General features: G+C 57.0%; 26 protein-coding genes. 10 read left to right on the top strand and 16 right to left on the bottom strand.

What is annotated here, in order from left to right:
* Positions 1-428 precede the first annotated feature (428 nt).
* The 3 genes from ABIE40_RS26920 to ABIE40_RS26910 all read right to left on the bottom strand — a co-directional run bounded on the left by ABIE40_RS26920 (position 429) and on the right by ABIE40_RS26910 (position 2,890).
* Positions 429-1,388 carry a lysylphosphatidylglycerol synthase transmembrane domain-containing protein gene (locus ABIE40_RS26920; RefSeq protein WP_112716181.1) on the bottom strand — a complete coding sequence of 320 codons (960 nt, stop codon included), beginning with the start codon at positions 1,386-1,388 and terminating at the stop codon, positions 429-431.
* Between the two features lie 280 nt (positions 1,389-1,668).
* The gene (locus tag ABIE40_RS26915; protein WP_354541171.1) at positions 1,669-2,259 is read right to left on the bottom strand and encodes a sialidase family protein; all 591 of its coding nucleotides are present in this window, start codon (positions 2,257-2,259) and stop codon (positions 1,669-1,671) included.
* Positions 2,260-2,632: 373 nt separating this feature from the next.
* Positions 2,633-2,890: a SemiSWEET family sugar transporter gene (locus ABIE40_RS26910; protein ID WP_112716093.1), complete on the bottom strand. Its 258-nt coding sequence runs from the start codon at positions 2,888-2,890 to the stop codon at positions 2,633-2,635.
* 283 nt (positions 2,891-3,173) lie between these two features.
* Here ABIE40_RS26910 and ABIE40_RS26905 point away from each other — a divergent pair, with 283 nt between their 5' ends.
* From ABIE40_RS26905 to ABIE40_RS26885, 5 genes are all read left to right on the top strand, one after another.
* The gene (locus tag ABIE40_RS26905; protein ID WP_112716091.1) at positions 3,174-3,707 is read left to right on the top strand and encodes a DUF4142 domain-containing protein; all 534 of its coding nucleotides are present in this window, start codon (positions 3,174-3,176) and stop codon (positions 3,705-3,707) included.
* A 174-nt stretch (positions 3,708-3,881) separates the two neighbouring features.
* Positions 3,882-4,091: a hypothetical protein gene (locus ABIE40_RS26900; RefSeq protein WP_130279514.1), complete on the top strand. Its 210-nt coding sequence runs from the start codon at positions 3,882-3,884 to the stop codon at positions 4,089-4,091.
* 215 nt (positions 4,092-4,306) lie between these two features.
* Positions 4,307-4,540 (top strand): DUF6894 family protein, encoded by a 234-nt coding sequence (locus tag ABIE40_RS26895; protein WP_112716087.1) that lies wholly within the window; start codon positions 4,307-4,309, stop codon positions 4,538-4,540.
* A gap of 77 nt (positions 4,541-4,617) precedes the next feature.
* Positions 4,618-4,995, top strand: coding sequence for a DUF983 domain-containing protein (locus ABIE40_RS26890; protein ID WP_112716085.1), 378 nt, complete (start codon positions 4,618-4,620; stop codon positions 4,993-4,995).
* Positions 4,996-5,290: 295 nt separating this feature from the next.
* On the top strand, positions 5,291-5,944 hold the full coding sequence (locus tag ABIE40_RS26885) for a hypothetical protein (protein ID WP_112716083.1): 654 nt from the start codon (positions 5,291-5,293) through the stop codon (positions 5,942-5,944).
* 60 nt (positions 5,945-6,004) lie between these two features.
* Here ABIE40_RS26885 and ABIE40_RS26880 read toward each other — a convergent pair whose 3' ends face one another.
* The gene (locus ABIE40_RS26880; protein WP_112716081.1) at positions 6,005-6,412 is read right to left on the bottom strand and encodes a hypothetical protein; all 408 of its coding nucleotides are present in this window, start codon (positions 6,410-6,412) and stop codon (positions 6,005-6,007) included.
* 566 nt (positions 6,413-6,978) lie between these two features.
* Between ABIE40_RS26880 and ABIE40_RS26875 the strand changes: the two genes are divergently transcribed.
* The 3 genes from ABIE40_RS26875 to ABIE40_RS26865 all read left to right on the top strand — a co-directional run bounded on the left by ABIE40_RS26875 (position 6,979) and on the right by ABIE40_RS26865 (position 10,082).
* On the top strand, positions 6,979-7,488 hold the full coding sequence (locus tag ABIE40_RS26875) for a YciE/YciF ferroxidase family protein (protein ID WP_112716079.1): 510 nt from the start codon (positions 6,979-6,981) through the stop codon (positions 7,486-7,488).
* Between the two features lie 63 nt (positions 7,489-7,551).
* The gene (gene katE / locus ABIE40_RS26870) at positions 7,552-9,693 is read left to right on the top strand and encodes a catalase (RefSeq protein ID WP_112716077.1); all 2,142 of its coding nucleotides are present in this window, start codon (positions 7,552-7,554) and stop codon (positions 9,691-9,693) included.
* A 92-nt stretch (positions 9,694-9,785) separates the two neighbouring features.
* Positions 9,786-10,082 carry a hypothetical protein gene (locus ABIE40_RS26865; RefSeq protein ID WP_130279517.1) on the top strand — a complete coding sequence of 99 codons (297 nt, stop codon included), beginning with the start codon at positions 9,786-9,788 and terminating at the stop codon, positions 10,080-10,082.
* Positions 10,083-10,347: 265 nt separating this feature from the next.
* Here the strand turns inward: ABIE40_RS26865 and ABIE40_RS26860 are convergent, their stop codons facing one another.
* The 4 genes from ABIE40_RS26860 to ABIE40_RS26845 form a co-directional block, all read right to left on the bottom strand.
* Positions 10,348-10,716 (bottom strand): response regulator, encoded by a 369-nt coding sequence (locus tag ABIE40_RS26860; RefSeq protein ID WP_112716073.1) that lies wholly within the window; start codon positions 10,714-10,716, stop codon positions 10,348-10,350.
* A gap of 242 nt (positions 10,717-10,958) precedes the next feature.
* Positions 10,959-11,405 (bottom strand): hypothetical protein, encoded by a 447-nt coding sequence (locus tag ABIE40_RS26855; RefSeq protein ID WP_413709013.1) that lies wholly within the window; start codon positions 11,403-11,405, stop codon positions 10,959-10,961.
* A 9-nt stretch (positions 11,406-11,414) separates the two neighbouring features.
* The gene (locus tag ABIE40_RS26850; protein WP_354541170.1) at positions 11,415-11,756 is read right to left on the bottom strand and encodes a hypothetical protein; all 342 of its coding nucleotides are present in this window, start codon (positions 11,754-11,756) and stop codon (positions 11,415-11,417) included.
* 52 nt (positions 11,757-11,808) lie between these two features.
* A complete protein-coding gene (locus ABIE40_RS26845; protein ID WP_112716067.1) occupies positions 11,809-12,360 on the bottom strand; it encodes a hypothetical protein in 552 nt (183 codons plus the stop codon).
* A 1,159-nt stretch (positions 12,361-13,519) separates the two neighbouring features.
* Here ABIE40_RS26845 and ABIE40_RS26840 point away from each other — a divergent pair.
* A complete protein-coding gene (locus ABIE40_RS26840; protein WP_112716065.1) occupies positions 13,520-13,741 on the top strand; it encodes a hypothetical protein in 222 nt (73 codons plus the stop codon).
* Positions 13,742-13,956: 215 nt separating this feature from the next.
* Here ABIE40_RS26840 and ABIE40_RS26835 read toward each other — a convergent pair whose 3' ends face one another.
* The 5 genes from ABIE40_RS26835 to ABIE40_RS26815 all read right to left on the bottom strand — a co-directional run bounded on the left by ABIE40_RS26835 (position 13,957) and on the right by ABIE40_RS26815 (position 18,019).
* Positions 13,957-14,922: a 3'-5' exonuclease gene (locus tag ABIE40_RS26835; RefSeq protein WP_502944829.1), complete on the bottom strand. Its 966-nt coding sequence runs from the start codon at positions 14,920-14,922 to the stop codon at positions 13,957-13,959.
* Between the two features lie 410 nt (positions 14,923-15,332).
* On the bottom strand, positions 15,333-16,115 hold the full coding sequence (locus ABIE40_RS26830) for a Crp/Fnr family transcriptional regulator (protein WP_199629672.1): 783 nt from the start codon (positions 16,113-16,115) through the stop codon (positions 15,333-15,335).
* Positions 16,116-16,574: 459 nt separating this feature from the next.
* Complete coding sequence (locus ABIE40_RS31060; RefSeq protein ID WP_246777750.1) at positions 16,575-16,784, bottom strand: hypothetical protein; 210 nt, start codon at positions 16,782-16,784, stop codon at positions 16,575-16,577.
* Positions 16,785-16,990: 206 nt separating this feature from the next.
* Complete coding sequence (locus ABIE40_RS26820; protein WP_199629673.1) at positions 16,991-17,266, bottom strand: DUF982 domain-containing protein; 276 nt, start codon at positions 17,264-17,266, stop codon at positions 16,991-16,993.
* A gap of 180 nt (positions 17,267-17,446) precedes the next feature.
* Positions 17,447-18,019 carry a cysteine hydrolase family protein gene (locus ABIE40_RS26815; protein ID WP_354541169.1) on the bottom strand — a complete coding sequence of 191 codons (573 nt, stop codon included), beginning with the start codon at positions 18,017-18,019 and terminating at the stop codon, positions 17,447-17,449.
* A 228-nt stretch (positions 18,020-18,247) separates the two neighbouring features.
* Between ABIE40_RS26815 and nadE the strand changes: the two genes are divergently transcribed.
* Positions 18,248-19,105, top strand: a complete 858-nt coding sequence (gene nadE, locus ABIE40_RS26810) for an NAD(+) synthase (RefSeq protein ID WP_199629674.1) — start codon at positions 18,248-18,250, stop codon at positions 19,103-19,105.
* 299 nt (positions 19,106-19,404) lie between these two features.
* Here the strand turns inward: nadE and ABIE40_RS26805 are convergent, their stop codons facing one another.
* From ABIE40_RS26805 to ABIE40_RS26795, 3 genes are all read right to left on the bottom strand, one after another.
* Complete coding sequence (locus tag ABIE40_RS26805) at positions 19,405-19,722, bottom strand: chaperone modulator CbpM (protein ID WP_199629675.1); 318 nt, start codon at positions 19,720-19,722, stop codon at positions 19,405-19,407.
* Positions 19,723-19,731: 9 nt separating this feature from the next.
* Positions 19,732-20,637, bottom strand: a complete 906-nt coding sequence (locus ABIE40_RS26800; RefSeq protein WP_199629676.1) for a DnaJ C-terminal domain-containing protein — start codon at positions 20,635-20,637, stop codon at positions 19,732-19,734.
* Positions 20,638-20,979: 342 nt separating this feature from the next.
* Positions 20,980-22,059: a DNA topoisomerase IB gene (locus tag ABIE40_RS26795; RefSeq protein ID WP_199629677.1), complete on the bottom strand. Its 1,080-nt coding sequence runs from the start codon at positions 22,057-22,059 to the stop codon at positions 20,980-20,982.
* Positions 22,060-22,174 lie beyond the last annotated feature (115 nt).

Below are 22,174 nucleotides of genomic sequence, written 5' to 3'. Positions count from 1 at the left end.
ACGACAATTCCTTAAACGGTCGTTGTATACGATCAGGATATAACGATCCCGATCACCGACCCTCGTATCAGCCGGCGCGAGGAGGTGATGAACTACCTCGGTCGGACATTGAAGCAGACCGGCACATTTGAATTTCAAAATGGGTATCTCTCATGCGCCAAAAAGCAACCTGCTAATGATGGCTTGACTGAGGCACTCTCCAGCATCGAAGTCAGAGCGGTTGCACAGTAAGACCAGATTTCGCGTTCGTTCTATGCCCGGTTTGCGGCGGGGTCAGCGACCGCTTTTTGGATCGCAGTGCCTCTGACCTCGCGGACCGACTGGCAAAGTCTTCAAAGTGGCGGTGTTTGCGACCGGTTAATCTGGCTCGGTTCGAAGCGAGTCGACTGTCGCGCGCGTAAGGCCAGCATGGCGTCGGAATAATACAGTCAGGCCGAAGCGCGCTCGATTTCTGCTATCACCGGGCTTCGATTTCTCTTGTTGGCGCGAAAGACTGCTTCAGTAATCAGCGACAGAGGAAGACCAATGAAAAAAGGAATGAAGAAATAGATCGCGCGGAAGGCGACAAGTGATCCAATTGAGGCCTGGTCTCCCATTACATGGGTGACTGTGGCCTCCAGGACGCCGAGGCCGCCTGGAGCGTGCGTGGCGAGAATAGCGATATTAGCCAAGGTGAAGGCGGTCGCGGCCTTGAGATAGCTGACATCGCCGCCCACTGCCATCACTTCGCGCAAACATGCGGAGACCAGTGCAAAGTTGACTGTCCCGACGATCACTTGGAGGGCGGCAATCCGTAGCGTCGGCATCTGGAATGTCCATGAGCGGATGTGCAGCGGGGTCCTTAGAAAGGAAGCAAGCAGGAGATATGCCGCCACCGCGACTATACTTGCAATGCCAATCGATCTCACCGCTGCTTCACTGAGACCGAGCACCGCACTGGCGTCTGCAGGGTTCAATGTCAAAACGATGCCGGATAGCATTGCCATGCCGACACCGACTGTAACGCCCGACAGGAGAACGATTTTGGCGACATCCTCGGTGCTCAATCCCCAACGCGCGTAGTACCGGTATCGCAGTGCGCCGCTGCTAAGCCCCGAAAAGCCGACGCTTTGGCCAATCGACAGCGCGATGAAGGATGCCAAGCCGATCTTCGGGTAAGGAAGGTCGCTGTGAACATGACGGACGCCTGCCCAGTCGAAACCGGTCAGGCAAATATATGAACCGAAGGCAAAGAGCATCGCCAGGGCGAGGTTCTGAGCAGGAATCTCTCGAACGGAACCGATGACCTCCCGCAACGAGTATTCGCTGAATGTCTCGTATAGAAGGTACGCGGCGGCGCTGATACCAACTATGATCAGCATGTACGTCAATATCTGCCTGCCCGTCATCGCGCCAACCATTCCTGTTTGCGCTGCAACGGCGATCAGGATGCTTTGGTTCCATAAACAGCGCCGCGCGCGCTCAAACCAATACTTGTCGCCTCTCACCGCACCAATCGATGACCGCTCCGACTGTTCAACCGGCGCCGGTGTCCGCCGATACGACCCGCCCCGGTCTTAGGCAAGGAAAATCGTTGAAGACGATATGAAGCGTTCTTCGCCGCGATTCATATAGTAAGCGGTCAGTACGCTGCCATCCTGTCGGCTTACCGCACGAGGATAACCGAGATCAGGCAGCAGGCCATCCGACCGGATAATGCTTTCCACCGACCAATGCGTGCCATTCGTCGTGCGCTTCATTCTTATGCCGGCGGGGCTGCCCCTGTAGCCATAGAGCAAGGCATATTTCACCGCTGCCTATCGCGACCAGGGGCGCCAGGATTACCGCCAGGCCCAGTGCTACCCCCAGCGGCTCCCAAGTCTTTCCGTAGTCCATTGACCGAAAGGCCTCAAGCCATCCGCCCTCCTCGATACCGCGGCCGCGTCGAACGACAGTCAAAACGGAACGATCTGGCAGTACGCTTGTGGGCATGATGGCATAGCCGTCACCATCGAATGGAAGATCGCTTTTCCAAGAAAAGCTTAACCCTCCATCGATCGTCTCAACGCACATGCACTGCCCTTCGTTGCCGTCTCTCTTGGAACGGCTAAGCATGAACAGTGCATGATTGCGGTCGATCGCGATCAGATCAGTTCGGGCCGCAACCCCGGTTTGATGCAGGCCAGTAAAGGCGTGAGGCCCACTCCACGTTCGTCCCCTGTCGCGGCTGACATAGAACCAGCTTTCAGCGCCTCCATCGATGCCTGTGCGGGCTGCCATGACTACGACTTCCGGATCCTGGAAATCGATTCTGGACGACTGGCTGCTTGACGGGAGTAGGTCTATCCTTGGACCGGACCGGAGTGATTGATCCACATGTTCGTTCGCCGACAGGCTGCGGCCGCCGGGCACGATCCCGCAGAAAGGTTCCGATCGCCATGTCCTACCTCCGTCGAGGCTCCGGCTCTGAACTGGCAGGCAGTCGCTATGCTTGTCGCGAGCATGTAGCCTGCCTTGGTCTCCAAGAACTCCAACCGCAAAAATGACAAGAGCTTCCCTCTCCCACAACCACATGCCGTAGTTTGCGGGCCAGCCGGCGAAACTCCCCTTTCTCGCGAACACATCATGATGCTTTACCGACGTAACCTGCATGTTACCGATGCCCGATCATCTTGATGGTCAGGATGAATGCAGATAGGCAGAAGCAAATCGAATTGGTCAGAATGATTGGAAGCTCGCCGCGAAGGACACCGAAGCCCGTCCACAGCGCGAAACCGGTAACTGTCAGAGCGTACATCCACCCCGAAATCGCCGCGGTGTCTCTCGTGCGGATGACCTTTGCGGCCTGGGGCACAAAGCTAATGACCGAACACGCGGATGCGCAATAGCCAACGATCGAAGGCGTATCCATTCTATCCTCCCGTATGCGGCCCCGTGCCATGCAAGGCTCTCAACAGTTTATATGCGCGACCCTCCCAAGGGGCGTAGATATTGAAGCCGGAGGGTGCGCAGTCCTCGGCTCGCGCTCCTCGCTTCCGCAGGTGGCCGCATGGGCCTTGAACCTGCAACGGCGCAGGTTGCTCCGATCAATCGAGATATGCTGGGCTGTCTGACTGCACGAAACCGCTGACCCTTGGAACAGATGATCCATTTCGAAGTTTGGCTACTGCTATATCGACACATAGGAGCAAATGATGAAGCACGCCCTCGCCATTGCCGGACTTTCTGTCCTGTTCGCCTCGCCCGTCCTCGCCCAGTCGGCAGCAGAAAAGACGGGCGTCAATTCAGTAATGGGTGTCGCCCCCAAAACCGAAGACTTCGTCACCGAAGCCGCAGGGAGCGACATGTTCGAAATTGAATCCAGCAAACTCGCCGCCGAAAAGTCACAGGATGCTGCGACCAAGAGTTTTGCGCAGCAGATGGTAGCTGATCACACAAAGACGTCGGACGAGTTGAAGGCACTCGTTTCTGGAGGAAAGGTGAAGGCCACCATCCCAGCTGCAATGAGTTCGGCACAGCAAAGCATGCTCGATGACCTCAAGAAACTTAACGGCGACGATTTCACAAAGCAGTATCACGCTGATCAGCAGGATGTGCACGAAGATGCCGTCGATCTCTTCAAGCGATATGGAGAGGAAGGTGACAACCCCGAACTGAAGGCCTGGGCAGCCAAAACGCGCCCTGCACTCGAGCATCACCTCAAGATGGCAACAGATCTGAACAAGTAATTCACAACCCGGCGTTGCCGTGGGTAGCGCCGGGTTCATCTTCGAGCTGCCTTGCCTATCTCGGTGCTTACGTCCGATTGTTACAATGCGACGTTGGCCCCTGCGGTCCGGCAAGGTCGCCACATCGGCTTTGCGATGGGATCGCACGAAGACCTAAGATCGATGCAGCACAACATGATCAAGGTAAACGTCGCGGATCAGAAGAAGTCTTTCGCTCGGGAACCATTGATCGCCAGCGTGGTTACGGTGCGTCACTCGGTCTGCCCGTCGTTGGTGCAAGCCAAGATGGTCTGGCCCGAAAGAGCGACCTTCATGTTGCTACCCATGAAGACAATGCGTCGCGCGCGAGCGCGACGCATTTTGTTTTTGCTGCGCTTCGATTGAGCATCAAGAAGGATCTCTGATCCCCCGGTTTGACCGAGGTCTCACATGGCGCGGATGTCCGTAGACACCGCAGGCGCTCCATACGGATCGAAAGGAGTGTTGCCGGTAGCTGTTGTCCGCGCTGCTGTTGACTGAGCGAGGCTGTGTCCGCGATCAGGTGCTAGCTTATGGAACAGCAAAGGGCCCCTCACCGTTATTGAGCCTGAGGTGGCAAGATGATGTTCTATTTCAATATCAGCTCCGACCGGGAGCGGGAAACGGACGCAGAAGGTATGGATTTGCCCTCCCTAGACCACGCGAGATGCGAAGCGCGGCGCGCCGCACGAGAAATGGTTGCCGAAATGGTTTTGCATAATGAGCCGATCGACGGGTTGTCGTTCGAAATCGCTGACGAGAAGGGAAGCGTACTGGACGTCATCAGGTTTCGTGACGTCATACGGATAGACTAGGGTCTTGGTTCACGTTTGGTCTGGCTGGAACCATCGCCGTCAACTGCGGTTCGTTTGCGTTAGCAAAGGCGAAGGTCATGGAACCAGATCGTGACATAGCAACCATATCGATCTATGCGGGCTTGAGGGGGTTATGCCCACGCTGCCAACGCGGCCACCTTTTTCGCGGTTACCTGTCGCTTGCACCGTCATGCGAAATCTGCGGGCTCGATTACGATTTCGCAGACCCCGCCGACGGCCCCGCGTTCTTTGCCATGAGCGTTGTTGCAGTTCCCGCGCTCGGTTTTGCGCTTTGGCTTCAGTTTAGCTTTAACCCGCCAATTTGGGTGCACTTGCTGTCAACGTTGCCGCTGACCGTTGCGGCATGCATGTCGCTTTTGCGACCACTCAAGGGATGGCTGATCTGCGCCCAATATCTTCACAAGGCGGCGGAAGGACATCTCGATCGAGATTGAGGCCTTTCGTTCTGGGGCGTTTACTGAAGCGGCGTTGACTGCTTGGTGATGCAGACGGAAATTTTGCAGCCTGGCGAGGACAACGCGACAAGGCTTGGGCCGGCCTCTGCCGGCAGAGATTGTCCGGGATGACATCCCTTTGCCTCGTCGCCCCAGCTTGGTGCGATCACGTACCCGGGGCTCTACCGCCTTGCTGTCCAGATGTCTGAGTTGCAAACTGACCATCTCGCCGACTCATGCTACTCTCGTGATAAGAGGGCAGATGCATCGTTGAGGAAAAATAGGGTAGGATTCTTTGGAAAGTCTCGCGTCTCCAATCTCGGGTCTGATTGTCGGTTTCCTGACGGGAGCTTCGCTGGTTGCGGTTATAGCTGTCGGGCTAGTGGCGCTAGGGGGCTGGAACTGGGGTCGCCCACCCATTGCTGCGGCGCGTACAGCATTGCGCGCTCTGCTTCTCTTGGATGATTTTGCAATCGCGTGCCACGCGGCTGCCTTCGACAAGCCGGAGTTCGATGAGGACGATCCGGAGCACTACTTCATGCATACTGACGAACCGATTTTCGCACTTCCCGCGGATATAGATTGGTCTATCCTCGGGACGGATTTGGAAGAAGCTCTCATCAGAATGCCCAATTCAACGCGAAACGTCAGTCACGCACTGGATCATCTCCAAACGCAGACGTCAGACGAGAAATATTTCGAAAAGCGGAATAGCGAGTACGTCCGACTTGGGCTTGCGGCATTCGAATTGGCTGATCGTATCGAACGAGAATTCGGGCTGTCACCGCTTGACAGGCCGGCATTCTTCCAGCCGCGCCAGGAGCTCCTTCGGGAGCGACAGAGACGCCGAACGTCCGATTTAGAGGACGCTTCCATCGCTCGCGCGGTTTTCGGTTCGAACGTCACATCGATCTTCACGGCAAGAAACGCCAAGAAGCCCGAAAGATGATGCTGAGGAGGTGCGACCCTGCTTGACACAGGCAGTCTCGCCTGTCCGAATATACTTCGGCTACAGACGTTCAAAAGCGCTGTCATAAAGGCCGCGTAAATCGTCAAAGACTCTCTCGTAACGCGAGCGGCGCGATCTAGGGGATAGGCCGACGATTGCGAGCGTCAATGCTGCCGTTGCTGCGGCTGCGGCCAAAAGGCTAGACATCGGGTAAAGCTTTACCCCCGCTTCCGCTTGCCGCGCTCCCTGACGAGCGCCATCTCTTACCATATCAGAAGCGGCGTTAAGCTGCTGACGCAGGTCTTCCAGCCGCTTTCGAATGATGTCAATTTCCTCCCCCGCGTTAAAGCCCGGCTCGGGCGGTATTCCGACTGAGGCGGTCGCTCTATCGATCACCGCCCGCGGCACGGTTTCTCCCAGGCGGGCGCCTTCAGCTATAAGAGTTGGTCGGACTTTGCTGTCTGTCATTTCATGTCTCCGTCTGCCGTTCCACTGCCAATGCCGATGTTCGTACATCTACGCTGCCGGAGGCAGATAGTTCCGCACGGCGCCGAAAGCATCAGGCAAAAGACGAAGAGCGAAGCGGTGTCTGCGAGCCCAGCGACAATTCAGCGGAGAGCCGCCGCTGTTTCTGTCGCCCGGGCGACCGGTACCAGTCCCCATCCAGCGCCGCACCGGCCGCCTTGGCGGCCTCTACGCGGAAAATCGCGATCTCCCGCCCCTTTCCTGTGTGGCAGCCGGATCGAGGCCGCCAACTAGCTTTTGATGCCAAGGCCCCCCCCGGCGTGCCTCGCGTGCGCCATTGTTTGTCTTCGTGCAGCAGCGCGTCACCAATATTGGCGTGTTTGCCACGTGAGGTGGCGCTGTCGCGCTCAGATCATGTGTATTTGGCTGCACCTTTCCATTCCTTTGTACGCTTCAGTACCGGAACAACGTCAGCGAGCAAACATTGTGGAAGCGCTGTGCCGTTTGGTGCTGCGAAATCTCAGGCCGGGGCGATTGCGGCCGCGGAAGCCAGTTCTGGAGGACTAACAATGGCAAAGACAAAGACCCTCGACGACCTTTTTCTCGACACGTTGAAGGATATTTATTTCGCCGAAAAGCAGATTCTGAAAGCATTGCCGAAAATGGCGCGGGCCGCTCAGTCGGAAGAAGGAAAGTCCGGATTTCTGCACCATCGCGATGAAACTCAAGGCCAAATCGAGCGGCTTGAACAGGTGTTCGAATTTCTCGGCAAGCCCGCCCGCGGCAAGACCTGCGAAGCGATCCAAGGAATTATTGCCGAAGGTGAAGAGATTATCGAGGAATACAACGGTTCTGACGCCCTCGATGCCGGGCTCATTTCATCGGCCCAGGCAGTCGAGCACTACGAAATCGCCCGCTACGGCACCCTGATTGCATGGGCCAATCAGCTCGGCTTGAAGGACGCCGTTGCGCTCCTTGAAGCAAACCTCGCGGAGGAAGTGGCCACCGACGAAAAGCTGACCGCGCTCGCCGGGTCGCAGGCGAATGTCAAGGCTATGGGCACAGCCTCGGCCAAGTGATTGCCTCGAGGGCCGTCTTTCAAGATGGCCCACCAATTTGCTCATCTTTCGAAGGACCACCCTATGGCCAAGCGCGCCACGAAAACCGACCGTTCAGGATCAACCGTGACCATTCATGACCAACAGCTTCATCGCGGAGCCGGTGGCGAGCTTCACCAGTTCGCTGAGGACGGTCATGATGTGCTGACGACCTCGCAGGGCGCTCCCGTCGCCGATGATCAGAATTCCCTGCGGGTCGGAGCGCGGGGGCCGCTTTTAGTCGACGATTTCCATTTCCGGGAAAAAATCTTCCATTTCGACCATGAGAGGATTCCCGAACGTGTCGTCCACGCACGTGGTTATGGTGCCCACGGCTTTTTCGAAACTTATGAGTCGCTCGCTGATATCACGCGCGCCGACCTCTTTCAGCGCGCTGGAGAAAAGACTCCGGTTTTTGTCCGGTTCTCGACTGTCGCCGGCAATAAGGGTTCCGCGGACCTTGCCCGCGATGTACGTGGCTTCGCCGTCAAGATGTACACAAAAGAGGGCAACTGGGACCTGGTCGGAAACAATATTCCGGTGTTCTTCATCCAGGATGCAATTAAGTTTCCCGATATGGTTCATGCTGCAAAGCAGGAACCGGATCGTGCTTTTCCCCAGGCGCAGACCGCTCACGACACTTTCTGGGATTTTATCAGCCTGACGCCCGAGAGCATGCACATGGTGATGTGGATCATGTCGGACCGGACCATCCCACGCTCGTTCCGCTTCATGGAAGGTTTCGGTGTTCATACATTCCGCTTCGTCAATGCAGACGGGCAGTCCACCTTCGTCAAATTCCATTGGAAGCCGAAGCTCGGCCTGCAGTCCGTTGCTTGGAACGAAGCGGTCAAGATCAATGGCGCCGACCCCGATTACCACCGTCGCGACCTGTGGCAGTCGATCCAGTCAGGTAACTTCCCTGAATGGGAGCTTGCCGTGCAGCTCTTCGACCAGAACTTTGCCGACAGCTTCGAATTCGATGTCCTCGACCCGACAAAGATAATTCCGGAGGAGGTTCTTCCGGTGCGCCCCATTGGCCGCCTGGTACTGGACCGCATGCCCGACAACTTCTTCGCCGAGACCGAGCAAGTTGCCTTCATGACGCAGAACGTCCCTCCAGGCATTGACTTCAGCAACGACCCGCTCCTACAGGGTCGAAACTTCTCATATCTCGACACCCAGCTTAAGCGGCTAGGCGGACCGAACTTCACGCATCTGCCTATCAATGCGCCCAAGTGCCCGTTTCACACTTTTCAGCAGGACGGGCATATGGCGATGCGAAATCCAAGCGGCCGCGCCAACTATCAGCCGAATTCGTTCGACGAAGGGCCAAGGGAATCGCCGGCGCGCGGATATCGGCATTTTTCGGCGGAGGAGCAGGGACAGAAGGTCCGGCTGCGTCCAGAAAGCTTTGCCGATCATTACAGTCAGGCGCGGCAGTTCTACGTCAGCCAGACCGGCGCTGAGCAGCGCCACATCGCCATGGCGCTAACGTTCGAACTGAGCAAGGTCGAGACGCTGGCGATCCGGGAGCGGATGGTCTCTCACCTACTCAACATCGACGAAACCCTCGCATCCACGGTGGCAGAAAAGCTGGGGTTCCAGGCGATGCCAAAACCAGCAGAAGCGGCGCTGCCCACCCGTCAGGACCTCGATCCTTCGCCGGCACTCAGTATCGTGAAGCGCGGCCCGAAACGGTTCGAGGGTAGAAAGCTCGGAGTCCTGGTCACTGACGGCACCGATGCGAAGCTGCTTCAGGCAATCATCAAGGCCGCTGGCAAGGAAAAGGCGATCGTGGAACTTATTGCGCCAAAAGTCGGCGGGGTGAAGGCATCGGACGGATCCTGGTTGAAGGCTCATCATATGATTGATGGCGGTCCTTCGGTGCTTTTCGACGCTGTCGCCGTGCTCGCTTCACACCAGGCGATCGATGACCTTGTCAAGGAGGCGACCGCACGGGATTTTGTTGCAGACGCCTTCCAGCATTGCAAATATATCGGCTACGACCAATCTGCGCTCCCCCTCCTCGACAAGGCAGGTATCTCACAGTCCCTTGATGAGGGTACGATTGCGCTCAGTGATCCTAAATCGGCGACGGAGTTTCTATCAGAACTCGGAAAGTTGCGGGTGTGGGGCCGCGAGCCGTCTTTGAAGCTTGGGAAAGCTTCGCCGCCTGTTGAGTGATCTCCGCCCGACAGGGCGGAGCCGTCTGCAAAGGCGCGATCGCACTTTATCGGGCAGCATCTTGCACTATTGCAAAAAAACAGGAGGACAATATGGAAGTGACAAGTACGAACATCTCAGAGCAGAGCGACGGCAAATTCAGAGTGGCGTTCAACGGAGAAGGCGGTGAATCCATCGTCGTACAGATGGTCGCTGCAGGCCAGCTCGACGATGAGACCGCGCTACAGAAGGCCAAGGAGTTGATGGTGCAGGTGGCGACGTTCGGGGTTGCTGTCGGAGAATCGGCCGACGCATCCGCGTCGGCCGATACGTCAGACATCCAGACCGAGGGTCTCGAAGAGACCGCGCCTGCGTCGGGGAATTTCGCATCTCCCAACTCAGTTGCCTGAGACATGGAGAGGCTCCGGCCGAGCGTGCTCGTGCTGGAGCCCGGCGGCGGGGCTTATCGGCAGTGCCGGGGCACGGCCTCACGAGCTCTTCACGGTTCGGGCAACACCTCCTGTGGCAGCATTGCCGGGCTCCCGTTGGGAGCACTCCAGCGTCTCGAGTGGACCATTGCGTGCTACCGACACCTGGTGCTGACGACGGCGACTTCAGGGTCATCCGAGTAGCCCTTAAGGGGTGGACCGAGATATAGGGAACCCGCGCGAATCCTCAGCGGAGCGATTGTCCGCCGCCTGCCTCGAGCATTGCTTGCCTTAAGGCTTCAGGCGTTGCCGGTTTCCCAACCCACAGAGCCGTTGCAAAGGCTTCAGAACCTTTTCCGACAACTTCGGCTCCCGCGTAAACGACAAAGGGAACTCCCCTCGCCGATAGTAAAGCCGCCACATCGCTGCAGACGCCATCGTTCAACAGAGGGTCTACAATTGCAATATCTGGACTGTGCGCCACGAGCCATGTGATCGCCGCAGCTCTGTTGTCCAAGGTTGTGACGGATTTCGCTCCAAGCGATGAGGCGATCTCTTCGATGTCCATCGCGATGAACGCTTCGTTCTCCAAAATGAGAACAGTATGAAATTCCACGTGGGCAGCTTCCGTATGGGCAGATAAGCTATCGCCGTACCCTATCTGCCGACGGGCGGGGTGTCAGCACCTTTCTGCTTTCGTACGATTTCGCACAATAGGCGAGGGGCGCCCGAAGTAAGGCCGCCCCGAGGTTCAGCGTGCGGTGTTACTGCAGTCCCAAAAAGCTCAGTATGGCCAGGATAATGACGACTGCACCGACAAGCCAGATCAAGTTGTTCATTCGATCATCCTTTCTAGGCTTATTGCTCAGGCAGAACTATCTTCTGCTGCGTTGTGTTCTTGACGGGCTTCTGTCCCGGTTCATGCGACATGGTGCGCGTCGTGCTCTGAAGCGTGTCGCCATTCGTTGTGGTTTGGGTTCTTGACTTGCTAAAGCTGCCCTTGTCGACAGCTTGGGATTTCGTCTGCGCCTTGAGCCGATCTGCATTGTCATTCACGTGGGTCTTGCTCATCGCCCTTCCGCCGTCTGCCGTAGCGCTGCCCCCAGAACCGACAGATGAGCTTGTGCCGCCGTCCGTCTGACATGATCCAGCAGTGCCAAGCGAACTGGCCGACGTTCCACCGGCGCTTGCGCTCCCACCGGTCGCAACAGTTCCTGCCGCGCTGCAGTCCTGTGCCGTCGCATGCACGGTGGCCAACAGGAATGAGAGTGCGATCGCGCTGAATAATTCTGGCCTTTTCATAATCGTCTCCTACTATTTGCCGGGCTTTATGATGGAGCAGGTACCGTCCGAGCGCTTTGTGATGACGGTTCCGTCTGGTCGCGTTACGCTCGCGCTCGAGTAACTGTTGACGCTGCCGGACCCGGCTGAGGAGGTTGACGCAGAAGAGGAACTCGTCGAACCGCCCCGGCTTGTCGTTGACGCCGTTACCTGGCCATTTCCGGCGGTCACTGTGGTTGACATGCCGGTCGACCCAGAGTGTTCCTCAGTCAAGGTGCAGCTGGTACCGTCGGCAAGTTTGATTTCTTCGGCGGCAGCGCAGCTTGCGGTGACCACAGCCGCGGTCGCGATAAGAGTTCTGAATGTAGAAGTCATCTTGGTGCCTCCAACGGAGATGGCCGGCGTCCAAAGGCGCCGGCCGTTGCAGTTAGCAGGAGTGGCTGGTACCGTTTTTCTTCATCTGACCCGGCGCGCAGCCTTTCTTACCGTTGTTGTCATGGGAAGAGCCTGCTTGGCTCGAGCCGGTGCCGACGGAGCTTCCGCTCTCCCCGTTGCCGGCCGACGAGCTCCCTGTGCCGACGGACGAAGCGGAACCTGCATCGCCCGTGCCCGTAGCGGACCCGCCGGTTCCAACCGAGCTACTGGACGCTCCCTCACCAGCAGACGAACCGCCGGTGCCCACCGTCGACGATCCGGAACCAGATCCAGCCGAAGAGCCACCCGTACCGACGGTGCTACTTGACGTTCCGCCGCCGGCAGATGAACCGCCGGTTCCCACTGTCGAGGAGCTTCCAGACGGGCAGTTGGCCGAGCCCGCCGGACAATCACCGCCTGTCGAACTTCCGCCGGTCCCAACCGTGCTGCTCGAAGTTCCTCCGCCAGCCGATGAGCCGCCCGTACCGACGGTACTGGACGATTGGGCAAAAGCGGTGCTTGCAAGCAGGGCTGCCGCGAAGGCGATGCTGGTTGTCTTGAACATGTAGGTTTCCTCCATTGAATGTCGAAGCGAAAGCCTTGTCGATGAGACTTGAGGCTGCCAGACAAACCACCATCAATGCAGGCTGTTCCTGACCACGGACCTCAGTCTAATGCCGATCCGGACCCTAGTCTGACATCGCGATTTGCGTTGTTTCAACCGCGGCTCTGACGGCTGGTCTCTGCTGCGTGACGCTGGTCAATGATGCCGCTGGCCAGCAAGGATGGATTGTATCGTAATCGGAAACTTTCGCCCTTGGGAGGCATAGCCAACTTTCTCTCTTTGATGGAAGTGATCCGGGTAACGACCACGCTGCTCACGGTTTCCATCAGTCGCGGGTTCCAGTGCAGGAGACGTCGAGCCGAGTGCTACCAACGGCGCCGACACGCGTTCCTTGAAGACAGGAATTGACGAGATCGGGAAGGCCCGGTCGGGGATTTAAAGCGCGATAAGCCCTTGCGCACGGCTCTCAATGGCGGTCCGCTCGGTTTACCCTTTGAAAAAGCTAGCAAAGAGTTCACTATGCAGGCGCAGTATCGAACGTAAAAAAGGCGCTAGCAATCCATTTCCAAGGGGTCCGCAGCCAATGACCGATGTTTGCGCTGAACTGAGCATTCCGCCCGTCCGGGTAGTCGGGGAATTTCTCTTCCATCGGGTCGATCACGCAATTACTGATAACAGAACCGCGCCCCCTCGCCGACATTTGCGCGGGCAAGCTCAATTATTCAAACAGTCTTTGCCGATCCGCATCCAATCTCGATTGATTTTCCCATAGCAGGATCATCCTCGTCTTCGACGCTGACGATCCGCTCGTAAGCAATCTCCTGGCCTGGGGCCATAGTGTCGCTCCTGGAGCCAGAGCCACAGGTCGTGAAATCCACCCGAATGAGACCACCTAGATAAGATCATCGACGAGGAACCTCAGGCCGCAACCTGAAACGGGCTTCCCAAGCCGTGTCTTCAATGTGGACCAGCGCCGCCATTTGCCAATTCCTGTCAGTCATGTTCCCCATGCTCTTGCCATGCGGTGTCAAGGAAGCTGGCCTGCTTGGGAGCGCTTGGGTGTCGAGAGAAACCGAGGGTGCTTGGGGATTGTCGTAGGTCGGGGTATTCATTCTCGTAATTTTTGATATAGTCCAAGCTGTTGTGGGGAGTAGGCGTTATGAAGAGTCTGGTGCCTGAAGCTTTCTATTGGGCTCGTTCCGAGGAGCACACCGGGGGGAAGACAACAATCGTCCAAGTCTCGACGGTTTTTGGCGACGATCCGGATTTCTGGACCCTAGCGATTCCCGGTTCCGAAGAGCATTACATGACAAGTGATTTCGACATCATTGCCCTTGTCGAGCCACTTGAAGGACATTCTCTTCGGCAAGCTGCTGAGTAGTTTTCCTTTCGGACCGCCCGCGCATGCAATGGACTTTTTAGGGCCGTTAGAGTGCTCCTGTCGGCTCCAGCCGGACAGCATTAGCCATCATCAATATCCGAGTCACCATCCGTCCGATGGTGGCTATCCGGTTGCATTTTTTTGGATTGTGAGCGACCGGATAGCCGCCGCCAATGTCCTGACGCCTGTCAGGTGGGCCCTCTCGATATCGGATTCTATTTATAACGGTCGAAAGCGGTCGTGTATGTCACGAGCGGGTCCGCGTCTTCCCACACGTAAACCTCCGCGCGGAGATAATTGATCTCCTCTTGCACAGCCTGTTCGTCGACTTCGGTCCACCATGACTTCGGCCCGCCATCACTTCCGTCAGACCATTTGTAGCCACGCTTCTTCAATTGATCCTTCATCTCGAACGGACTGTGTTCAGCAATGATACGCGCGCGCTGGCGCTGGCTCGACCGGTAAAGTTCCGAAAAAGGCGAACTGTCGCTTTCACCGTGACCACGATCAAGGATCTCCAGCAGCGCGAAGCAGTCGTCGACCGCTCGATGAGCCTCGTGAAAGTAGCCCGCCTGCCCGATCAGGTATCCGAGCTTGGTACCATCGAAACCGCGGGCAGCCCAATCAATCTCCGACACCGAACAGGCCCAGGCCTTTCGGTGGAATACAGGCGAAAAAGCTTCCAGAAATGGCCTGTCGAACGCCGCAAAGTGCGCAATGATTAGATCCGCGGGCTCGATCAGCGATCGCAGTCGATGGGGGTCGACAATGTGGCCGGCCACCATGTCGTTAGTAATTCCGGTGAGCCGGGTGATTTCGTTCGGGATCGGCTTCGTCGGCTGGTGCAATGCACCGTAGACGTCAGTGACGTCGCCGATTGCTCCGAGCGCGTCAAATGAAAAGCTGACGATGCCAATTTCTATCACTTCGTCTTCGCGATGGTTAAGCCCAGTCGTCTCGGCATCAACGATGACGCCCCTCATAGGAAAGCCCGCTCGTGGATCCGGCGCTATCGGTCTCGGCTCTAGCTTGCTGAAGACGCGATAGCGACCAGTCGCCTCCAGTTGGCGAACCAGTTCGTCATGGCTAGTAGCGGGGGCCCGATTCACTGCCCGCCGCCGCCGCGGGCCAAGCGCGGAAGCCTCGCTTTCATCTGGAAAAAAATCGAACTGCTGCATCACTCGTCTGTCTTGGATCCATTGCCGAGAACGAGCTATAATCGATTCCGTGGCTCAGTTCAGGGGAAATAGCTGACGGGTTAGCACATAGACCGGACGGCAGAGACGCTCAGGCATGGCCACAGTGGCAGGGAGCGAGACAAGCGCGCGCGAGCTGCCGCCCGTTCGACATCAGCGGCAAGAGCGAAGATTTTGTCGACACGGATCGACTGAGCCAGAGGAGATCAACCAAGACGCAGTGAGGGCCAGGGGCGCTGTCCTTTTTCCTAGGGCGAAATAACGTTTAGTATGGCGTGGATGGAAAGGAAGACGATAGGGTAGTATTTCTGTCAGCTCCCTGCCATGCGACGCCTTTGAACGAGGCTAGCGACCGGCTTGGGCATCCTCGGGAATGGCCGCAATTGCAGCTTGACTTAGTCAGCGAGCACCGGACCAGGTGAAGGACCACCCAATATTTCAAACCAGGCGTTTTCGGGCATGCCGTAGAAGTCGCCGGCCAGCGTTTCCAGGCCCGGTCGGTCGTTGATAAAAATATTGCCACGATTGGCTCGGACCAATCTTTCTCCCTCCAGGAGATGCAGGGCTATCGTGACGCCTGGACGGTGAGCGGCAACTTGGCGCGCAAGCTCTTCATGGGTTATGGGGATGCTGTCGCCATCCAAGCGATCATGTAGCATAAGCAGCACACGGGCAATATTTTGTGGGATGTCACCTTGGCGCCCGCTCATCGCAATCATTCCCATCTGCACGTGGCGCCATTCAAGATAACGGCAAATGCGGTCTCGAAACCGTGCGCTCTTGCGTGAAAATGCGATGAAGTCAGGAGCAGCGATCTCGTATCCCGATCCTTCAATGCGAACTTTGACCGGCATGTAAGTGGTAAAGACACCGTGGAGCAATTGGGCGCCGATCATGCCCTCCCGTCCGATCATTGCAACTTCAACGTCCAGTCCGGGACGATCCTGGGCGAGAATCGACACGACGCCGTCTTCGATGAAGATGACGTTGTCCACATGATCTTGCGCCCTCAACAGAAGGTCGTGGCGGGCAAGCTTCCTGCGCTTTAGAAGAGGAGCGAGCGCTAGCCTGTCCTCCGCTGGCAAGAGCGCCAGTAGCATGTTTTGAAAAATCGAAAGCATCGACAGAATATGAAACTGCGTTTGAGTCGCCGCCACCCATTGTACGTTTTTGTACATCAGCTCGAAGAAGCCCTTCGATCCCCTCTATTTTCACAGCCGTCTCCCTGCTGACAGTTTCTTCGGAACGAACTGGCCGATCTACGCCATCGGGGCGTTCAGTGGTGGCGGTAAGCACCGTCTTGATACGCCTCCGTGCCTCTCTTCTAGAAGGTCTTATTGCCAAGCGTCGTGATAACAAAATTACGCAGCGGGGCGTCACCACGTGGCGTCCCTTCCCCGGTCGTCTTGCAAAAGCTTATCAGGCCGAGCTCGTCAAGCCGATAGCGAATTTCGCGTGCGCGGTGGTTTCGCCAGCCGGTTCGTCGGTCTTCTTAAAGCCGCGTTTCGATTGGTATCAAATAGGTTGTCCAGCATGGCTATTCCTATCGCGGTGGAGGTTCAAAATGCCCCAGATACCGTCAAGGTCCCCACAACGAGAACTGGTAGCTTGTCCGGCGACGGTCGGCAACTCTTCGACTACACCGACCGACCAATTTGCCTAAGATAGGCAATGACGGCATCCTTGTGCATCGTCAAATCGATTCCGCGTGCCGGGTCGCGCGCATCCAGCAAGCCTGAAGCGTCGGCAGGATCTAGAATGAGGATCACGTTATTTTCCGTGACGTCCACGGCAAACCCTTCGCGCAAGAGGCGGTCGACATATGTTGTCACGCTATCGTCAGCCATCTGATCCTCCATACTGCTTGCAGCGCTTCTGAAATGAACCAGGGAGCAGGATGTTCCGTGCCGGACCCCTCATTGGGGATCCTGTCTCAAGGCGATGCGATCGTCCAAGTCAAGACCACGGTTAACGAGCACGTTCGTGGCGGCAAGCATCTGGCTATCAGCGCGGCTTGTCTCTACGCACGTGCCGTACCGAAAGGCCGCGAGGATCAATGGACCCGGGTGTCGGCCTTGACGATAAGCGCAGCACGCAGCGCAGCTTTGATGAACGCCTTGCGAGCCTTGCCGGCCTTCGCCTCGCTCCGTTGGGAAGCGAGGCAGGCGACGAGTGCTGTGCGCCACATCGCGTCGTCTGATGATCTCGGCCACCTTCTCGACAATAGGAGCTCCGCAAGATCTGTGACGGAGACCGCTTTGTGCCAGTGATCCGACCCGTCAAACCGGATCGCAATGCTTCTGATCTTGACCGGCGAGGAAACAAACATTTTGAACTTTCCTTTGTCGTAAGGCCTAGCCGGCTCAGAAGGAGATGGTTCCACCGCGTCAATGGGAACCCACCCTCAGCGGCGTCCGCTCCAGCTCGGCGACGATAGGACAGATCCTTTCGTCAACGTGTGGACTTTCACGCGACCGTGCGGCAACACAGCTCTCGACCGTACCTCGCATCAACGCATTGAGGATAGGATTTGCTCGGTCGAGGACACCTCGACTTGAACACTGAATCTTGAGCCGAGCAAATCGAGGGTTGAATCGTGAGTGTTGTCGGCTCCGCTGCAAACCGCGTCAGCCGGTATGATTACATGGTATCCAAGGTCCACAGCGCCAAGCACAGCTGCCAGAACACAGACGTCGGTTTCACCGCCGGTGATGACAACAGTGTCGACATGTTCGTGGGTCAGAATTTGGTGAAGATGACCGCTCACCCATGGCGAATATGTGGTCTTGGTGAAAACTCTTGCCGGCGGCACGAAGCATCCCAGTTCAGGCAAGAGATTCAGCAGTTCGTCGGGAAGATTTTCACGTGTCATGCACTCCCATTTGGCATAGTACTCATGCCACCTTCCGGGCATCTGCGAACCGTGTTGCGGTGTTAAGAAGCGGGTGAAGACGGTTCGTTCAGCAAACCGTCCGGCCAGCTCGACAACTTGGCCAGAAATCTTTGCCATCCAAGGAACCTGCCATGGCGTCGGTTCCGCGAACATTCGCTGCATGTCGATGCACAAATGGACCCAAGTCACAAGCGTCCTCCGGTTTCCAACAGTGCCGAGTGGCCAGGAAAGGACGAACCATGATCCGTTGAGGAAGTTCCGTCGCGTCTTTTTTCGTGCGATTTTGGACAGAGGGCTTTTCGAAGACGATGAATCGGAACTATCAGCTCACCTGATTGTTCAAGGGTTTCGACCTGCAGTTATTGGTCAATCCCACTCGGCGGGCACAGGCTACTAGCGTTCGCTTGCCTCCTCAAGATGTGTAAGTCCCGTCGTTTCTCGGCCCGGAGGTGCTTAGTGTCGCCTGAACAGAAATCCATCATCGAAGCCCTTGGTGTGCATGAACATTTCGATGCGGAACACGAGGTAATACGGAGATGTTCATTTCTGGAAGACTACTGCATAGCAGCGTCGCGTCGGTCATTCGTGCTTGGGATCAGCGGCGGCGTCGACTCACTGACGGCAGGTCTTCTGGCGCAAAAATCTGTCGCCAGGCTCAGGAGCGGCGGACATCAGGCGGAGTTTATCGCGGTTCGGCTCCCGTACGGCGATCAGGCCGATAAGTCCGACGCGCAGGCTTGTCTCTCGACTATTCAACCCGATCGCGTCATTACACTCGATGTCAAGCCGGCGTCAGACGCTATCATGAGTGAGATCAGTCGCAACGCTCCGGGGATCGTCGATGGCGATCGTTACCAGTTCCACCTGGGGAACATCAAAGCCCGTCAGCGTATGATCGCACAATATGCGTTGGCGGGCGCCACTCGCGGGCTTGTTATCGGCACCGATCATGCTGCGGAAGCTTTGATGGGGTTCTATACAAAGTTCGGCGATGGGGCCGCGGACGTGCTCCCCTTGGCTGGTCTTAACAAGCGTCGCGTTCGGGCACTCGCCAAGTTTTTGGGCGCACCGGAAAGCCTTGTCCTGAAAGTACCAACGGCCGATCTGGAATCGGACGCGCCGCTTAAGCCTGACGAAGATGCCTACGGGGTGACATACGACGAGATCGATGATTTTTTGGAAGGGCGAGAGATCAGCGTCACCTCTAGAAATCGCATGCTGGCAATGTATTATGCTTCGGGACACAAGCGGACGCTGCCAGCCACTCCGATCTGATTTTTCGTCAGCCTCTTTCCGCTCTGGTAGCGCCCCGCGGGCGCTATTCACCTTTATCTTGAGCAGCAGCGAGCTGCTCGCTGATCAGGCTGACATGTGGGAGCTGAATTCCCGCAAACCGATGTCTTTGTCATCGGTGCAAACTTCAGCATGATTGCATCTCGCTGGGTTGCGGTTGGCTTCGATCGCTTGGAAAAGGCAGAGGCTTTCAAGCATAGATACGTGGATCGACCAGCCAGTGCGGAGTTTGAGTATAAGAGCGACAGGAGCAAGAGTGACTGAGCAATTGCCGCGCCAACTCAACGGATTGGGGTCAGCGCCTGCCATAGGGCGTTTTGGACCGCAGGATCCTGTTTGCCGATCGCGTCCATCAGCAAGCGCATCCGCTCACGCAGGCTGTGCACCTGGTCGACGAGCTCGATGACCACATCAACGCCGGCGTGATTGACGCCCATGCTTTCGATGAGATCGAGGATCAGACGCCCTCTCGCAAGGTCAACGTCCTCATAGGAACGGGCTTGCGAAGAACTGCCGGGGATAATCCATCGCTCCTCCACCCACATCTGAAGAGTTGAACTTTCGATTTGCAGGATACGACAGTACTCAAGATCGTTCATCGCCTCCTCCTATAAGCCCCTCGGGTTATGGGATTTACCAGCTTCCCACCGGGTCATGAAGTCCGTCAACTCTGCGTCCGGTGTCGCCGGCAGAGCGATTTTCAGGACGACATATTGGTCACCATGGCCACCGTGCTTGTTGGGAAACCCCTTGCCTTTGAGACGAAGCCTTCTGCCTGTACTGGAATATGGCGGAACCTTCACGGACACCGTCCCCGACAAGGTGGCGACTTCGACCTTTCCACCCAGAACGGCCTCCCGAAGGGAAATCGGCAGGTCAATCCTGACATCATCTCCCTCAAGAGAGAACTGGCGGTCAGGAAGAACGTGGATCTCGACGAGGGCGTCGCCCGCGGGTCCGTTATTGTACCCAGGGGCGCCCTTTCCCCGCAAGCGCAAGATCTGTCCGTCGCGAGCCCCTGCCGGGATTTTTAGCTCAAGGGTGCCGCCTTCTGGCAGGGAAACGGTGCACTTGGCGCCATTGGCAGCCTCGCGAAGCTCGAGTTCCAGCCGGTAGTGCGTATTGTCTCCAGGGTACGGTGCGGTGCCCCTGCCCCCTGCCCCCGAAAAGAAGCTTGAGAAAATATCGTCCCGATCACCAAAATCGGCAAACCCACCGGGATTATGGTATCGAGAGCGGCTATGCTCCCCTGATGCATAGTCGCGATAGTAGCTACGTTTTCCCTGCTCGCCACCGGTCTCGTCGATTTCATGCCTATCGAACCTCGCACGCTTATCCTCATCCCCTAAGATCGCGTAGGCGGCGGAGGCTGCCTTGAACTTTTCTTCGGCTGACGCGTCACCCGGATTGAGGTCGGGATGCAGTTTTTTGGCGAGCTTTCGGTATGCGGACTGTATTTCCTTCTGCGTCGCGTGTTGTGAGACGCCGAGCGTTTCGTAAGGATTTGCCATCAATCTTTGCCCTGCATCGTCATCGCCTAAGAAATAGTGCCGGTGACTTTTACCTGCAAGGCCTTCGGGGACGTCATCCCGGATGGCAAAATGGAAGTGTCCTCAGGCGCGTGGGCTGCGGAGGCCTTGGGCCGAACGGCCTGGAATCTGCGCGATCCTCGCAACGGCGCATCGGCGTCAGGCAGGAAGTCCTGCCTGGCCTTCAGGTCGTGATCTGCACGGACGAAATTGCCAGAGCATGGCACGGCGCCGACAATGGTCGGGGGACCACTCTTGGTCGTTGACAGTGTCGTAGAGCCAAAGAGGACGCCAATGCCGGGAAAGTCGCCAGCCGTGGATCGCAGCTTAGGCGCTGGTCCTCGTGCCACCCTCCCTGCTCTTTAGCCATCTCACCACCCTGATTTCTTCCTCATCCATCCACTGCAGCAGCCGCGCGCTTCTAGTCGTCAGTTTTAGGACGTCTCCAAGCGTACCAGCTTGAAAGTCTTCGAACACCGCCGGGTGAATATAGGACGAGCGGCAGACCGAACGGGTGTTCACAAGTTTGGCAGCAACCTGATCAACGGCATCGTTGAGTTGTCGTGCGAGCGCCCGCTTCGTTGTCGCAGCTTCCAGCGATGCCAGAACCTCCACCGCCATACAGGTTGCACCCCATGTTCGAAACTGACGGGAGCTAAAGTCGTCGCCGGTGATATCCTTGATGTATGCGTTGACGTCGTGTGAGGAGATTTGGCGGCATCCGCCTTGATCACATACATACTGGAACAGGTGTTGCCCTGGAAGCTCTTGCAGCTTTCTGACAACATTTGCGATCCGGCGATCACTATGGGCAAGGTTCCATTCCCTGCCGGATTTTCCCTTAAAACGAAACTTCACGCTTCCGCCCTCGACCTTCACATGACGGCTTCGTAGCGTGGTGAGCCCAAAGGAGTTATTCATCTGCGCATAGGCGGTATTTCCGATGCGGATGTACAGATTGTCGAGCATCCACACAACGGTTGCAAGCGCTTTGTCCATGTTTAGGCCGCGCGATCGAAGATCGAAATCAACCCTCTCGCGAAGATCGGGAAGGCGGCCGGCGAACGCGCCGAGCCGCTCGAATTTTGCTTTCCCACGTTCAGCATGCCACTCGGTATGGTACCGATACTGCCGTCGGCCTCGCGCATCTGTTCCGATCGCCTGCAGGTGGGAGAGCGGGTTGGTAGAGATGATGACGTTGGTATAAGCGGGAGGGATGGCCAACGCGTTTAGGCGCTCTATTTCGGAAGGTTCCGTTATCCGACGCCCGTCGGGTCGGTAATACAGAAATCCGCTGGCCCCAGGCTTTCGCGTGATACCGCTCTCCAGCCCTGGAATGTAGACAAGTCCGGAAGCTAGTTTCGCCTCCGCATCGATCGCATCGATCTTCGCAAACATCTCGTTCATTTCGCTCTAACTCGAATTGAAGTCTCCGGTTCCAGCTGGCGGGACAGATCGACGGCTCTGTTAAAGGAAAAGTCACGCTGACAGTTGTTGCAAATCCGATATCTCAAACAAATGG

This window comes from Rhizobium sp. OAE497, assembly GCF_040546565.1.
Taxonomy (GTDB): domain Bacteria; phylum Pseudomonadota; class Alphaproteobacteria; order Rhizobiales; family Rhizobiaceae; genus Rhizobium.
This window is presented reverse-complemented; position numbering and strand designations above follow the sequence as displayed.